11 protein-coding genes and 1 pseudogene are annotated in these 13631 nt (G+C 73.0%); 2 read left to right on the forward strand and 10 right to left on the reverse strand.

Features of this window, described 5'->3' with window-relative positions; translation table 11 throughout:
- Nucleotides 1-77 precede the first annotated feature (77 nt).
- Entirely contained in the window at nucleotides 78-1286 is a 1209-nt protein-coding gene (locus ACFYQQ_RS14205) for a cytochrome P450 (protein WP_388904782.1), read from the reverse strand.
- Nucleotides 1287-2061: 775 nt separating this feature from the next.
- Here ACFYQQ_RS14205 and rho point away from each other — a divergent pair.
- Nucleotides 2062-3201 (forward strand): transcription termination factor Rho, encoded by a 1140-nt coding sequence (gene rho / locus ACFYQQ_RS14210; protein ID WP_356238387.1) that lies wholly within the window; start codon nucleotides 2062-2064, stop codon nucleotides 3199-3201.
- 88 nt (nucleotides 3202-3289) lie between these two features.
- Nucleotides 3290-4498 (forward strand): D-alanyl-D-alanine carboxypeptidase, encoded by a 1209-nt coding sequence (locus ACFYQQ_RS14215; protein WP_356238389.1) that lies wholly within the window; start codon nucleotides 3290-3292, stop codon nucleotides 4496-4498.
- 145 nt (nucleotides 4499-4643) lie between these two features.
- Here ACFYQQ_RS14215 and ACFYQQ_RS14220 read toward each other — a convergent pair whose 3' ends face one another.
- The 9 genes and pseudogenes from ACFYQQ_RS14220 to ACFYQQ_RS14260 all read right to left on the reverse strand — a co-directional run bounded on the left by ACFYQQ_RS14220 (nucleotide 4644) and on the right by ACFYQQ_RS14260 (nucleotide 13599).
- Nucleotides 4644-5585, reverse strand: a complete 942-nt coding sequence (locus ACFYQQ_RS14220) for a glutaminase (RefSeq protein WP_355790215.1) — start codon at nucleotides 5583-5585, stop codon at nucleotides 4644-4646.
- 190 nt (nucleotides 5586-5775) lie between these two features.
- Nucleotides 5776-6606, reverse strand: coding sequence for an undecaprenyl-diphosphate phosphatase (locus tag ACFYQQ_RS14225; RefSeq protein WP_356165601.1), 831 nt, complete (start codon nucleotides 6604-6606; stop codon nucleotides 5776-5778).
- Between the two features lie 91 nt (nucleotides 6607-6697).
- Nucleotides 6698-7072, reverse strand: a complete 375-nt coding sequence (gene crcB / locus ACFYQQ_RS14230) for a fluoride efflux transporter CrcB (protein WP_356165604.1) — start codon at nucleotides 7070-7072, stop codon at nucleotides 6698-6700.
- Nucleotides 7069-7459: pseudogene (locus ACFYQQ_RS14235) on the reverse strand (DUF190 domain-containing protein). The gene crcB (ACFYQQ_RS14230) and the pseudogene ACFYQQ_RS14235 overlap by 4 nt, the downstream one beginning before the upstream one ends.
- Complete coding sequence (gene crcB, locus ACFYQQ_RS14240) at nucleotides 7456-7965, reverse strand: fluoride efflux transporter CrcB (RefSeq protein WP_356165608.1); 510 nt, start codon at nucleotides 7963-7965, stop codon at nucleotides 7456-7458. The pseudogene ACFYQQ_RS14235 and the gene crcB (ACFYQQ_RS14240) overlap by 4 nt, the downstream one beginning before the upstream one ends.
- Nucleotides 7966-8163: 198 nt before the next feature.
- On the reverse strand, nucleotides 8164-9141 hold the full coding sequence (locus ACFYQQ_RS14245) for an SMP-30/gluconolactonase/LRE family protein (RefSeq protein ID WP_356165611.1): 978 nt from the start codon (nucleotides 9139-9141) through the stop codon (nucleotides 8164-8166).
- A 181-nt stretch (nucleotides 9142-9322) separates the two neighbouring features.
- Nucleotides 9323-9610, reverse strand: coding sequence for a helix-turn-helix domain-containing protein (locus tag ACFYQQ_RS14250; RefSeq protein ID WP_355793314.1), 288 nt, complete (start codon nucleotides 9608-9610; stop codon nucleotides 9323-9325).
- Nucleotides 9611-9786: 176 nt separating this feature from the next.
- Nucleotides 9787-11355, reverse strand: a complete 1569-nt coding sequence (locus tag ACFYQQ_RS14255; RefSeq protein ID WP_355793315.1) for an arabinogalactan endo-1,4-beta-galactosidase — start codon at nucleotides 11353-11355, stop codon at nucleotides 9787-9789.
- 222 nt (nucleotides 11356-11577) lie between these two features.
- Nucleotides 11578-13599 carry a beta-galactosidase gene (locus tag ACFYQQ_RS14260; protein ID WP_356238392.1) on the reverse strand — a complete coding sequence of 674 codons (2022 nt, stop codon included), beginning with the start codon at nucleotides 13597-13599 and terminating at the stop codon, nucleotides 11578-11580.
- Nucleotides 13600-13631: the final 32 nt, after the last annotated feature.

Below are 13631 nucleotides of genomic sequence, written 5' to 3' on the forward strand. Positions count from 1 at the left end.
ACACCCCACCGACGAACGGACCGGCGCCGGATCGACACATCCCTCCCACGAATTTCTCCGGGCTGGGCGTGAGGGGCTCAGATCCGCACGGGCAGCGCGCGCACGCTGTTCCCGACGAAGCTGGCGGGCCGCGGGAGTTCCTCCTCCGGCACGGCGAGGGCGAGGTCCGGGAAGCGGGTGAACAGCCGCTCCAGGGCGATGGTCGCCTCCATCCGGGCCAGCGGGGCGCCCAGACAGTAGTGCGCCCCGTGCCCGAGGGAGAGGTTCCGTACGGCGCCGGGCCTGCGGGGGCGGGTCACGTCGAACCGGTCGGCGTCCTCCCCGTGCGCGGCGGGGTCGCGTCCGGCGGCCGAGTACCCGGCGAGGACCGGGGTGCCGGCGGGGATCAGCGTGCCGTCGACGGTCAGGTCCCGCACCGGGTAGCGGAACGGGAAGTAGCTGACCGGCGCGTCCCAGCGGAGGGTCTCGTCGACGACGTCCGCCCAGCTCGCGTCCCCGCGCCTGACGGTCTCCAGCTGGTCGCGGTGGCCGCACAGCGCGCGCACCGCGTTGGTGACCAGGTTCAGGGTGGTCTCGTGCCCGGCGATGATCATCAGCACGAGCGTGCCGATGAGTTCCTGCCCGCTCAGCCGGCCGCCGTCCTCGTCGCGGGCCGCGATCAGCGCGCTGGTGAGGTCGTCCCCCGGCCGCTCGGCCCGCGCGGCCGCCACGGCACTCAGCACCTCCACCAGTTCCCGGTTCGCGGCGAGTGCCTCCTGCGGCCCGATGTCGGTGGCCACCACCTGATTCGACAGGTGGTGCAGCCGGTCCCGGAACTCGGTGTCCACACCGAGGAGTTCACCGATGACCCCCATCGGCAGCGGCAGCGCGAAGTGCCGTCGCAGGTCGGCGACGCCGCCCTCCGCGGCGGCGGCCCGTCGCAGGTCGTCCAGCAGCCGCTCGGTCAACTCCTCGATTCGCGGGCGCAGTTCCTCGATCCGGCGGGGAGTGAAGGCCTTGCTGACGAGTGAACGGAGCCGCCGGTGGTCCTCGCCGTCCGCGGTCGTCATGCCCGGGACCGTGGCGAAGGTCATCAGCGGCCAGCCTTCGGCTATCCGCCCTTCGCGCAGGGCCGTGAAGTGCCGGGCGTTCTTGGCCACTTCGGGGTGCGCCAGGAAATCCCTGAGCGCGTCGTGTCCGAGCACGGCCATGCCCTCGACCCCGCCGGGCAGGACGACCGGCGCGACGGCACCCCGCGCCAGCAGACGCGCGTTGGCGGGGTGCGGGCAGCCACCGGCCGCGTTCATGGTGTGCGGCACGCCGGACGTGGTCTCCACCCAGATCTCCTGACTGACACGCGGAGTTCGGACCGTGCGAGGGCCGATTCTGCCCGCTCGCGGCGCGGCGCGCAGCGGGTCGGCGGAGGAAGAACGCGCGGGGGCCGACCTCGGCCGGAACCCGTCCGCGAGTCCCGCTCGCCCGACGGCGTCGATGGGGTCGACGGGGACAACGGAGTCGACGGGGCAACGGGCGCAACGGCCTGGCGCGCGCCATGCGGCCATGCAGGTCACGCGGACCATCCGGGCCACGCTGTCATGCGGCCCTACCGTCGCGCGGCTCGCCCGCCGCGCCGGGGTCGTGCCGCATCCCTTCCCGGACCTACGCGACATCCCGAGAAGCGCGAGATCGAGCCGACCGCCCACACCCACCCTGACCTGCGGAAGGACCGAGAACACAGCGGCACCGAGCAGCCGTTGCGTCACTCCCCTGCCCGCCGTTTCTCCGCCCGGCTCGCCTTCTGTGGTACCTTGCCATCAGCACTTGTGTACGCCCCGCTCGGGGCGCCGGTGCCAACTCCCTCTCATTCAGCTGTGGCGCCCGTCCCGCACGGACCGGCGATTCCCGGCTTCCCGGCACCACCTCCTGCACATGAGCACGGCCCTGACGTCCTTCGTCGTTCCGGCCGTCCGCCGCACCCGTGGTGATGCCTTCCCGCCGCACGAGGCGTGCGCGACCCCGTCTCGCCGGCCCTCCCCCTCCCCTCCTCATGACCTCGTGAAACCGTCCTGGAAAGGACCCCGCATGACCATCACACTCGAACACCCCCAGGTGAAGAAGCAGCTCCCGGCCCAGGCCACCGGTGTCCTCGACATCGCACACAACGGGCAGGGGTACCTGCGCCGGGCGAGCTGCGAGCCTACACCGTCCGACGTCCAGGTCCCCGTCGCGCTGATCCGCCGCCACGGCCTGCGCAGGGGCGACACGGTCGAGGGCGTACGCGGCGCCTCCCGCGCCCTCACCGAAGTACGGCTGATCAACGGCCGTACGCCCCAAGAGCTGCGGCACCGCCCGCACTTCCGGGATCTCACCCCGCTGCACCCCCGTGAGCGGCTGCGCCTCGAACACCCGGGGAGCGCCCTCACCGGACGGGTCGTCGACCTCCTGGCGCCCGTCGGCAAGGGGCAGCGCGGCCTGATCGTCGCGCCGCCCAAGACCGGCAAGACGGTGCTGCTCCAGCAGATCGCCGCGGCCGTCGCGGGCAACCACCCCGAATGCCACCTCATGGTGGTGCTGCTCGACGAGCGGCCCGAGGAGGTGACCGACATGCGGCGCTCGGTGCGCGGCGAGGTCTTCGCCTCGACCTTCGACCGGACGCCCAAGGAGCACATCGCGCTCGCCGAACTCGTCGTGGAGCGGGCCAAGCGGCTCGTCGAGGCCGGCCAGGACGTCGTCATACTCCTGGATTCCCTGACCCGGCTGTGCCGCGCGCACAACAACGCGGCCGCCGCCGGTGGCCGGACCCTCAGCGGAGGCGTCGACGCCTCCGCACTCCAGGGGCCCAAGCAGCTTTTCGGCGCCGCACGCCTGGCCGAGGAGGGCGGCTCCCTCACCATCCTCGCCACGGCCCTGGTCGAGACCGGGTCCCGGGCGGACGACTTCTTCTTCGAGGAGCTCAAGGGCACCGGCAACATGGAGCTGCGCCTGGACAGGACCCTCGCCTCCCGGCGCGTCTTCCCGGCCGTGGACATCGTCCCGTCCGGTACCCGGCGCGAGGAACTCCTGCTCCCCGCACCTGAGTTGACAGCCGTACGAGGACTGCGCCGCGCCCTCGGGACCCGGGACGGCCAGGCGAACCTCGAAACCCTCCTGGAGCGGCTGCGGGCCACGCCCGACAACGCCACGTTCCTGCGCCGGATCCAGCCGACGCTGCCCGCCGCCTGAGGCCCACCGTGCGGCATCCGGGTGCTGGATCCCCGTGGCCCGGCCCTGGCACCCCGTCGGACGGCGCGAGCATTCCTACGTTGATCATATGACCATCGGATTCTCATCCCGCGTCGCCATCGCGTGCTCCGTCGTCTGTGCGGTCGGGCTGCCGGCTCTCGCGCCGGGCTCCGCCGCCGCCCGCGTCGGGACGGACCCGGGGGCGGCGAGACCCACGGCCTCGCGGTCGCCGTCGTTGCACAGCCCCGGAACCCAGGTCCTGCCGCGCGCCGGGGCGCCCGCCCTTCCCGAGGTCTCCGCGCTCTCGTGGCTGGTGGCGGACGCCCGCACCGGCGAGGTCCTCGCCGGGCACGACGCGCACCGGCCCCTGCCGCCCGCCAGCACCCTCAAGACGCTCTTCGCCCTCACCGTGCTGCCCGTCCTGCCCGGAGGCGTCCAGCACACCGTCAAGGGGGCGGACCTGGCCGGGATCGGCGACGGCAGCAGCCGGGTCGGGGTCGCCGAGGGGCACACCTACCGCGTCGCCGACCTGTGGCGCGGCGTCTTCCTGAACTCGGGCAACGACGCCGTGCACGTCCTCGCCGCGATGAACGGCGGCTGGCAGTCGACCGCGGTCCAGATGCAGGCCAGGGCCCGCGCGCTCGGCGCCCTCGACACCCGGGTCGTCTCCCCCGACGGCTACGACGCGCCCGGCCAGGTCTCGTCGGCGTACGACCTCGCCGTGTTCGGCCGGGCCGGGCTGCGCAACCCGGACTTCGCGCGCTACTGCGCCACCGTGCGGGCGAAGTTCCCCGCCGGGGGCTGGTCCTACGACATCCAGAACACCAACCGCCTGCTCACGGGCGCGGACGGGGTCGCCCCGTACCCGGGTCTGATCGGCGTGAAGAACGGCTACACCACCAACGCGGGCAGCACGCTCGTGGCCGCGGCGCACCGGGGCGGGCGCACCCTCGTCGTCACCGTGATGAACCCCCGGGCGGGCGGCCCCCACGCCGTGTACGAGGAGGCCCGCTCCCTGCTCGACTGGGGCTTCGCCGCGGCCGACCGGGTCACCCCGGTCGGCACCCTCGTACCGTCCCGCGCCACCCCGGCCGCCTCGTCGCCTCCGGCCACCGCCGACGCGTCGTCTCCCGCCCCGGCGACGGCGCAGGCAGGCCCCGCCGCGGCGTCCCCGGCCTCCGACGGTTCCGACGACGGCGGCTGGTGGGACACGGTGGCGATCGTCGGCGCGGCGGTGGTGGGCGCGGGAGCGGTGGCCCTGGCCCTACGCCGCAGACCCCACGCCCCGGGCCGCTGACCCGGCGGGCGGAACACCCGAAAGGTCGCGGCACCGCCGGGGTGACCTGCCCTCGGTCCTCACCCCTGCCGACGGCGACGGGCCCAGCGCCGGTCGTCCGGAGTCGACGGGATCCGCCAACGAGCCCGGAGGACTCCGTCGTCGGTCAGAACACCGACAACCCCGTCAGTGTCGTGAAGCGGTCCAGGGCCGCGACGCCCGCCACCGAGTTGCCCCGTTCGTCCAGTCCCGGGCTCCAGACGCACAGCGTGCAGCGGCCCGGTACGACCGCGATGATGCCGCCGCCGACACCGCTCTTGCCGGGCAGCCCGACGCGGTAGGCGAAGTCCCCCGCCGCGTCGTACGTGCCGCAGGTCAGCATGACCGTGTTCACCTGCTTGGCCTGGCTGCGGGTCAGCAGCCGGGAGCCGTCGGCGCGGACGCCGTGTCTGGCGAGGAAACCCGTGGCCAGCGCGAGGTCGGCGCAGGACGCCTCGACCGAGCACTGCCGGAAGTACTGCTCCAGGAGCACGGGCACGGGGTTGCCGATGTTGCCGTAGGACGCCATGAAGTGACCGAGCGCCGCGTTGCGGTCCCCGTTCGCGGCCTCGGAGGCGGCGACGTCGGCGTCGAAGGTGAGGTCCCGGTTGCCGCTCTCCTCGCGCAGGAAGTCCAGCAGTACGCCCGCCGCGTCACCGGTCCGGGTCTGCAACCGGTCGGTGACGACGAGCGCGCCCGCGTTGATGAACGGATTGCGCGGGATGCCGTTCTCGTACTCCAGCTGCACCAGGGAGTTGAAGGGGTTGCCGGACGGCTCGCGGCCGACGTGCTCCCACAGCTCGTCGCCCTCACGGGCCAGGTCGAGCGCCAGCGTGAAGACCTTGGTGATGGACTGCGTGGAGAACGGCTGCCGCCAGTCCCCCACTCCGTACACCGTGCCGTCCAGCTCCGCGACGGCCATGCCGAAGCTGCGCGGATCGCAGGCAGCCAGCGCCGGGATGTAGTCGGCGGGCCGCCCCCGGCCGGGCCGCTGCGCGATCTCGGAGGCGACGCGTTCCAGGACCGGCAGGAAGGTGAGGGAGGACGAGGGCACGGACATGATCGCCATTGTGCCGCGCGCCCCGCGACCTGGCTCGTCCCCCGGGCACGCATCGCGCCTTCAGGCTCGTCCGCCGGGCGCACCGTCGTCCTCCAGTTCGTCCCGCAGGCGCGCACCGTCGCGCTCTCAACCTCGTCCCAGGGACGCGCTCTCCGACGCCCCGTCCGGCTCTTCCCCGGGGCTCGTACCGTCCCCGGAGTCAGAGCACCCCCGCGCCCAGCAGCCCGAACAGCAGCAGGCCCACGGCGATCCGGTAGATCACGAAGGCGTTGAAGGAGTGCTTGGCGACGAACTTCAGGAGCCAGGCGATGGAGCCGTACGCCACCACGAAGGAGACGACCGTCCCGGCCACGAGCGGGGCGGCGCCGACCCCCGCGCCCAGGGCGTCCTTGAGCTCGTACAGTCCCGCGCCGGTCAGCGCCGGGATGCCGAGGAAGAAGGAGAGCCGGGTGGCCGCGACCCGGTCCAGGTCGAGGAGGAGCGCGGTCGACATGGTGGCGCCGGAGCGGGAGAACCCCGGGAAGAGCAGGGCGAGGATCTGCGAGCTGCCGACCAGCATCGCGTCCTTGAAGGAGGTGTCGTCCTCCCCTCGCTTGTGCCGCCCCATCTGGTCCGCCGCCCACATGACCCCGCTGCCCGCGATCAGGGAGCCGGCGACCACCCACAGCGAGGCCAGCGGCCCCTCGATGAGCGGCTTGGCGGCCAGGCCCACGACGACGATGGGGATGGTCGCGTAGATGACCCACCAGGCGAACTTGTAGTCGTGCGAGTGGCGCTGCTCGGGGTCGCGCAGCCCGCGGCCCCAGGCGGAGACGATCCGGACGATGTCCTTGAAGAAGTACACGAGCACGGCGGCGATCGCGCCGACCTGGATGACGGCCGAGAACCCGACGACGGCGTCGTCGTCGACGGGAATGCCCATCAGCCCTTCGGTGATCTTCAGGTGGCCGGTGGAGGAGACGGGCAGGAACTCGGTCACCCCCTCGACGGCTCCGAGGACGACGGCCTGACCGACGCTGATGACGCTCATGGGATCCAGTTCTGCTCAGGGGCGGAGTGCGGCGGCCCCAGTCTTACTACACGGACGTGAGCGTCTTCGGCCATCTGCGGGGGCCCGGCGGCTACGTCCACCACGCTTCGGCGAGGGCGACCCCGGCGAACGCGGCCCCCAGGCCGGTGACCACACTCGCCACGACGTTGACGGCCGCGTACCCGCGGGCACCGCCCTCGGCCAGCCGCAGGGTCTCGTAGGAGAAGGTCGAGTACGTGGTCAGCGCGCCGCACAGACCGGTGCCGAGGAGCAGCTGGAGGTGCGACGTCGCGGCGCCCGCGGCGGCGGCGCCGGTCAGCAGGCCGAGGACGAGACAGCCGACGACGTTCACCGTGAAGGTGCCCCAGGGGAAGACGCTGTCGTGCCGCGCCTGCACCGCGCGGTCGGTCAGATAGCGCAGCGGCGCACCGACGACCGCGCCCGCGACGACGAGCACCCAGTTCACAACGACCTCTTACCTTTCCTCGCCCGTTTCGCCCGCTTGACGGGTTTCGTCCGTCCGGCCCGCGTACCGGACGACCTCGCAGTCGTCGAGGATCACGAGCCCTTCGCTGACGAGTTCGTCGAGTTGCGGCAGGAAGCCGCGGACGCGGTCCTCGCTGTCCACGATCACGATCGCGACGGGCAGGTCCTCGCTGAGGGAGAGCAGCCGGGAGGTGTGGATCAGGGAGGAGGCGCCGTAGCCCTCGATGCCCCGGAAGACGCTCGCGCCCGCCAGCCCGGCGGCGCGGGCGCGGTGCACGATCTCGGAGTAGAGCGGCCTGCGGTGCCAGGTGTCGTTCTCGCCGATGAGGATGGTCACCCGCAGCGCGCGGCCCGTCAGCCTCGTCATGTCCGCCTCCGCTCCAGGACCCGGCGTGTCCCCGCCGCGGCGAGCCACACCGCCGCGAGCGCCGCGCAGAGGGTCGCGGCGAGGTAGGCGAACCCCGTCCGGATGTGACCGGTGTCGACAAGTCTCTGGATGTCGACGGCGTACGTCGAGAAGGTGGTGAAGCCGCCGAGGACACCGGTGCCGAAGAAGGGGCGCACCAGCCGGTGGGCCGCCCACACGTCGGTGATCACCACCATGAAGACGCCGATCACGGCGCAGCCGGTCACGTTCACCCCGAACGTCGCCCAGGGAAAGCCGCCGGTGCGGGTGGGCCACAGCAGCGAGACCGCGTACCGGGCGGTGGCGCCGACGCCACCGCCGAGGGCGACCACGGCCACGACCGGGGCCTGGCCTCGCCACGGCGAGGGCCGGAGTGCGGGCGCGGGCAGGGTGACGTCGGGACCGGTGGAGCCGGGGAGGCCCGGACCGGTGGACGCGTCCAGCCGGTCGGGGTGCGGCACTGTCATGGGGCGCTTCTCCTCCTCGCCGGGACCCGGCGGGTCCTGCGTCCGCGCGCTCCGGCCGCGTGCGCACCGGCGCGGGCGGGAGCCGTCGGCGGCACCCGTGCCGCGCTCCGGGGCGGTGCGCACCGCCGCCGCGCGCCGCGGGTGAAGATCACGGACGGTGAACAGCGTAACGCCGGGGGCGCGGGCGGCGCATGCGGGTCAGTCGGCGGCGGGCGGCTCGCAGACGGCGACGCCCCTCTCCCACAGGCTGCCGAGGACCAGCAGGCCGTCGGCCTCGCACACACTGGTGACCATGCGGAAGCCGGAGTGGCGGCGTTCCAGGTGGTGCACGAAGCGGCCGTGGTCGTCGACGGCGAGGACGCCCGCGAACCCGGGCGGGCGGAAGGGGGCGCGCACCGCGGACCGGGCCGCCGCGCGCCGTACGGCGGGGCCGCGCCGGTGCAGGAGTTCCAGGGCGGGGATGCGCGGGCCGGCCAGCGCCACCCAGATGAGGCCGCCGGGACCGCGCCAGATGTTGTCCGGCTGCCCGGGGAGACCGGCGGCGAAGGTCGCGGCCCGACCGGCGTCCGGTCCGGTGAGCCCGTAGCGGGTGAGGCCGTTCCTGCCGGTCTCCGCGAGGACCAGGAACGACTCGTCGGCGGCCGCCGCGACTCCGTTGGCGAACTGGAGGCCGTCGAGCAGGACTTCCGGCTCCTTGTCGCCCGGCGTGAGGCGCAGCAGGCGTCCGGTTCCGGTGTGCTCGACCAGGTCGCCGATCCACTGCTCCAGCGGGTGGCTGCGGCTGGAGACGGTGAAGTAGAGGGTGCCGTCGGAGAGTGCGGTCACGTTGCTGCAGAAGCGGAGCGCCTCGCCGTCCACCGAGTCGGCGAGGACGCGTACGGTCCCGTCGCCGAGGGTCACACGCAGCAGGCCCCGGTGGGCGTCGCACACCAACAGGTCGCCGTCCGGGAGCAGTTCGAGCCCCAGCGGCCGCCCGCCGGTACGTGCCAGCACCTCGACTCGGGCCTCACCCGGGCCGGCGAGGCCGTCCAGGCGCAGGATGCGGCCGTCCTCGTCGCCGGTCAGCACCCGGCCCCTGTCGTCGGCGACCACGTCCTCCGGACCCCGGCCCCCGATCCCGACGTACCGGCGGGGCGTGAGCGCGGCGGGGCGGCCGGTGTCCTGCGACTGGGTCATACGCCTGTTCCGATCGTCGTGGCGGCCGGCCGCGCGGTGCGGCCCGTACGTGTACGGGCGGGGCAACCCGTAGGAGTCCGGGGGGTGTTGCCCGCGCGTGCGGGCCTGGTGTGGCCCGTGCGTGCCGGGTGGGTGCCCCTGCCTGTCGGACGGGTGTCCGTGCGTGGCGGCGGGCGCCCGGCTACCAGCCCTTTTCGAAAAGGTGCTTGACCTCGGCGATGCGGTACTCGTCGCGGCGGTACACGGTGCGTCCTGCGGTTCGCTCGGCCCGCAACAGACCGCAGCGGGCGAGGAGTTCGAGGTGTGCGCCCGCCACGGGGACGCTCATCCCGAGCGCGGCGGCGACCGACCCGGGGCTGACGCCGTCCGCTTCCCTGTCGGCGGCCCGGCACGGCGGGGAGGCCCCGGCGGGGTTCTTCATCCACTCCAGGATCTCCAGGCGGTCTTCACCGGCGGGTACCTTCAGCATCTCGTCCCCCTCCGTCGCGGCTTCTGGGGCCACTGTCCCGCGTCCGGAGGTGACGCGTAGGGCCCTTCGGTCCTTTGGCGAGGGCCGAACGGGCAGAAGTGGCCAACAGATCACCCCGGCGGACCCGTGGGACCCCTCAAGGGCCCGGCTGCCCCGGCAGCCGGGCCCTCATACGCTCAGCGGTGACCGAACCAGGCGATGGCCGGAAGGGCCCTGTCGTCGTAGCCGAACAGGGCCTGATTCTCCCAGCCGTTGCCGGACGCCGGGTCCGCGGGGTCCCAGCCGTTGCCGGCGACCGCGGTCCAGGTGGCCTCCCAGTAGAAGACACCGAGGCCGCGGCCGTTCGGGACGGCCTCGACGATGCTCGTCACGTCCCGCATCCACGCGGACTGGCCGGCGGGCGTGGCCGGGTAGCCGGGGACCAGTTCACCGGTCGTGTCGATGATGTCGGTGAGGGAGTCCTCGCTGCCCAGCCGGAACGGGTACGCCGTCTCGGCGACGAAGACCGGCTTGGCGTAGCGGGCCGCCGCGTCGTCCATAGTCGTCTGGAAGTCGGCGAACGAGCCGTGCCAGTACCCGTAGTACGACAGGCCGATGGCGTCGAAGCGCACGCCGTTCGCCACCGCGTTGTCGAACCACCAGCGGGTGCCCGCGAGGTCGCCGCCCTTGGCGAGGTGCAGCGCCACGACGGTGGACGAGGAGACCGCCTTGGCCGCGCTGTACCCGGAGTCGAGCAGCCCCGCGAGCTGGGTCCAGTTGTCCGTCGAGCCCTCGGCCCAGAGCATGCCGCCGTTGATCTCGTTGCCGATCTGCACCATGTCGGCGGTGGTGCCCTGCGCCTTCAGGGAGTTGAGGACGTCGTACGTGTGCTGGTAGACGTCGGTCTTGAGCCGGCTGTACGAATGGCCGGACCAGGCGGCCGGTTTGGTCTGGGCGCCGGGATCGGCCCAGGTGTCCGAGTAGTGGAAGTCGACCAGGAGCTTCATGCCCTGGGCCTTGACGCGCTTGGCGGTCGCGAGGACGTGCGCCTTGTCGTTGTAGCCGTCGGCCGGGTTCACCCAGACCTTGAGGCGGGCGTAGTTCATGCCGCCGGACCTGAGGACGGCGAGGGCGTCGCTCTTGGTGCCCGAGGCGGTCCGGTAGACGCCGCCGTACGCCTCGCTCTTGGCGAGGGAGGAGATGTCGGCGCCCTTCACGGGGACCCCGGTGGAGCCGCGGGTGAAGGCCAGGTCGTCCACGTTGATCCAGTTGCCGGCGTCGGCATCGGAGTAGACGCTGATCGTGCACTGGTTGTTCGTCACGGCGACGGAGGTGACGATCCGGATCCAGCCGCTCGTGGAGACCGGCAGGTCGGTGCGCTGTTCCGCGCCGCCGCAGTTCTTCAGCGCCAGCCGGGCCGCGTTCTGTCCGCCGCCCGAGCGGACCCAGGCGGTCAGGGTGTACGTCCCGTTGGTGAGCCCGGACAGGTACTGGTACGTCTCGACCTTGTAGGCGGCGGACGACCAGTGGGTGAGGCGGTGACCGCCGCTGTGGCCGCCGGACTCGGTGAAGGAGGCGGCGTCGTGGCCGGCCGCCGAGTAGGTCGACCAGCCGGTCGGGGTCGCCGTCCCGGTGCCGTCCGACTCGAAGCCGCCGTTGGTGAGGGTCGCGGCGGCGTGGGCGGGGCCGGCGGGGAGCGTGGTGAGTGCCAGACCCGCGAACAGCGGTATCAGCAGGGTCCGTAGGGCGCGTCTCGCGTGGAACATCGTCGTCCCTTCGACGAAGGCGGGGAGACAGGGAGAGGGCAGTGCCGTGCCGAGGGAGCGGGCACGGCACCGCGGGCCGACCGGATGTCCCCCCGGAATCCGGCCGATGTCTTGGGGATGGTTCGGCCGCCTGGACGGCGCGCGGCCGGGGCGGTCGACACGTCGGCTTGTCGGCAGGTCGTCTTTCGGGCCGGGTGGTGCAGCGCGCCGCCCCGGGCCGGGTCAGCCGTCGAGTCGTACGACCCGGACCGCGCCCGCGGGCACCGGAAGACGGCCGGCCGCGCGCTCGCCGGTGAGCAGTTCGGTGCCGGCGGCGTCCAGCGGCACCTTGGCGTCCGTCGCGGTGTGGTTGAGGGCGAAGAGGTACGTGCCCGACTCCCCGCTGCGGCGCACCACCTCGACGTCGCGCGGCAGGTCGGTGCGGGGCGCGATCCGGGCGTCGTCGGCCGCGCGGCCCAGCACGGCGTCGAGCCCCTGGGCGGCCAGCCGGGTCGAGACGTACCAGGCGGTGCCCTCGCCGAGGCGGTGCCGGGTGACGGCCGGACGGCCCGCGGTGAGTCCGTCGGCGTACGTCCAGACCGTCTCGGCGCCGCGGGGGACGACGAACTCGCTCCACACGTCGCCGGTCAGCTCCGCGCCGTCGGGCCCGGTGATCCGCACCCGGTCCTCTGCAAGCAGGGGCGAGAACTCCTCGACGGTCAGGCCGAGTACGTCCCGCAGCGCCCCGGGGTAGGCGCCCTCGTGCACGGCGTCGTGCTCGTCGACGATGCCGGAGAAGTACGAGACGACGAGGGTGCCGCCGTTCTCGACGTACGCGCGGACGTTCCTGCCCGCGGCCTCCGTCATCAGGTACAGGGCGGGCACGACGACGAGGGGGTAGGCCGACAGGTCGGCTTCCGGGTGGGCGAAGTCGACGGTGAGGTGACGGTCGTACAGCGCCTCGTAGAAGGCGTCGGCGCGCTCGCGTGCGTCGTGGTCCTCGCTGGGCCGCCACTGGAGTCCCTGCGCCCACCAGGACTGCCAGTCCCACAGCATCGCCGCGTCGGCGACCGTGCGGGTGCCCTTCAGCTCGGCCAACGACTCGACTGCGGCGCCGAGTTCGACGACCTCGCGCCACACCCGTGAGTCCGTGCCCGCGTGCGGCAGCATCGCCGAGTGGAACTTCTCGGCGCCGCGCCGGGACTGCCGCCACTGGAAGAACATCGCGCCCTCGGACCCGCGGGCCACGTGGGAGAGGGAGTTGCGGGCCATCTGGCCGGGGGCCTTCGCGGGGTTGCGGGGCTGCCAGTTGACGCCCGAGGTGGAGTGTTCGAGCAGCAGCCAGGGCGCGCCGCCGCCCACCGAGCGGGTGAGGTCGGCGGCCATCGCGAGGTTCACGTGGGTGCGGCGGCCGTCGGTGATCAGGTAGTGGTCGTTGGTGACGAGGTCGACCTCGCGGCCCCAGGCCCAGTAGTCGATGGAGTCGCACTGGCTCAGGGCGGTCATGAAGTTGGTGGTGACGGGGACGCCGGGGGCGAGGCGGTGCAGGATGTCCCGTTCGGCCACGAAGTTCTCGCGCAGTGTGGCGTCGGCGAAGCGCCTGTAGTCCAGCGCCTGGCCGGGGTTGCCGACCGTGGGCGTGACGCGCGGCGGGTCGATCTCCTCGAAGGAGGCGTAGCGCTGGCCCCAGAACGCCGTCCCCCAGGCCTCGTTGACCGCGTCCACCGTCCGGTAGGTCCGGGTGAGCCAGCGGCGGAAGTGCTGCGCGCAGCTCTCGCAGTAGCAGGCGGAGACGGGGACGCCGTACTCGTTGTGGACGTGCCACAGGGCGAGCGCGGGGTGGCCGGCGTAGCGCGCGGCGAGTCGGGTGGTGACGGCGGCGGCGGCCCGGCGGTAGGCGGCGTTGCTGTGGCAGATCGCGCCGCGTGATCCGAACGCGTAGCGGGTGCCGTCGGCGGTGACGGGCAGCGCGTAGGGGTGGGCGCGGTAGAACCAGGCGGGCGGTGCCACGGTCGGCGTGCCCAGGTCGGCACGGATGCCGTTCTCGTGCAGCAGGTCCAGGAGGCGGTCGAGCCAGCCGAACTCGTGGACGCCCGGCTCGGGTTCGAGGAGCGCCCAGGAGAAGATCCCGACGCTCACCATCGTGACGCCGGCTTCGCGCATCAGCCGGACGTCCTCCGGCCAGACGGACTCCGGCCACTGCTCGGGGTTGTAGTCCCCACCGAAGGCGAGCCGGGTGAGGCCCTTCGGGGTGGTCTCCGGCATGGATCTCTCCCGTTTGAGTCGATCAATTGGGA

The sequence above is a fragment of the Streptomyces sp. NPDC005496 genome, assembly GCF_042872045.1.
Taxonomy (GTDB): Bacteria; Actinomycetota; Actinomycetes; order Streptomycetales; family Streptomycetaceae; genus Streptomyces.

Excerpts from the sequence above, each read along its gene's own strand:
- ACFYQQ_RS14205 (WP_388904782.1), bottom strand. The coding sequence starts at position 1,286 with ATGAACGCGGCCGGTGGCTGCCCGCACCCCGCCAACGCGCGTCTGCTG.
- rho (WP_356238387.1), top strand. The coding sequence starts at position 2,062 with ATGACCATCACACTCGAACACCCCCAGGTGAAGAAGCAGCTCCCGGCC.
- ACFYQQ_RS14215 (WP_356238389.1), top strand. The coding sequence starts at position 3,290 with ATGACCATCGGATTCTCATCCCGCGTCGCCATCGCGTGCTCCGTCGTC.
- ACFYQQ_RS14220 (WP_355790215.1), bottom strand. The coding sequence starts at position 5,585 with ATGGCGATCATGTCCGTGCCCTCGTCCTCCCTCACCTTCCTGCCGGTC.
- ACFYQQ_RS14225 (WP_356165601.1), bottom strand. The coding sequence starts at position 6,606 with ATGAGCGTCATCAGCGTCGGTCAGGCCGTCGTCCTCGGAGCCGTCGAG.
- crcB (WP_356165608.1), bottom strand. The coding sequence starts at position 7,965 with ATGACAGTGCCGCACCCCGACCGGCTGGACGCGTCCACCGGTCCGGGC.
- ACFYQQ_RS14245 (WP_356165611.1), bottom strand. The coding sequence starts at position 9,141 with ATGACCCAGTCGCAGGACACCGGCCGCCCCGCCGCGCTCACGCCCCGC.
- ACFYQQ_RS14250 (WP_355793314.1), bottom strand. The coding sequence starts at position 9,610 with ATGCTGAAGGTACCCGCCGGTGAAGACCGCCTGGAGATCCTGGAGTGG.
- ACFYQQ_RS14255 (WP_355793315.1), bottom strand. The coding sequence starts at position 11,355 with ATGTTCCACGCGAGACGCGCCCTACGGACCCTGCTGATACCGCTGTTC.
- ACFYQQ_RS14260 (WP_356238392.1), bottom strand. The coding sequence starts at position 13,599 with ATGCCGGAGACCACCCCGAAGGGCCTCACCCGGCTCGCCTTCGGTGGG.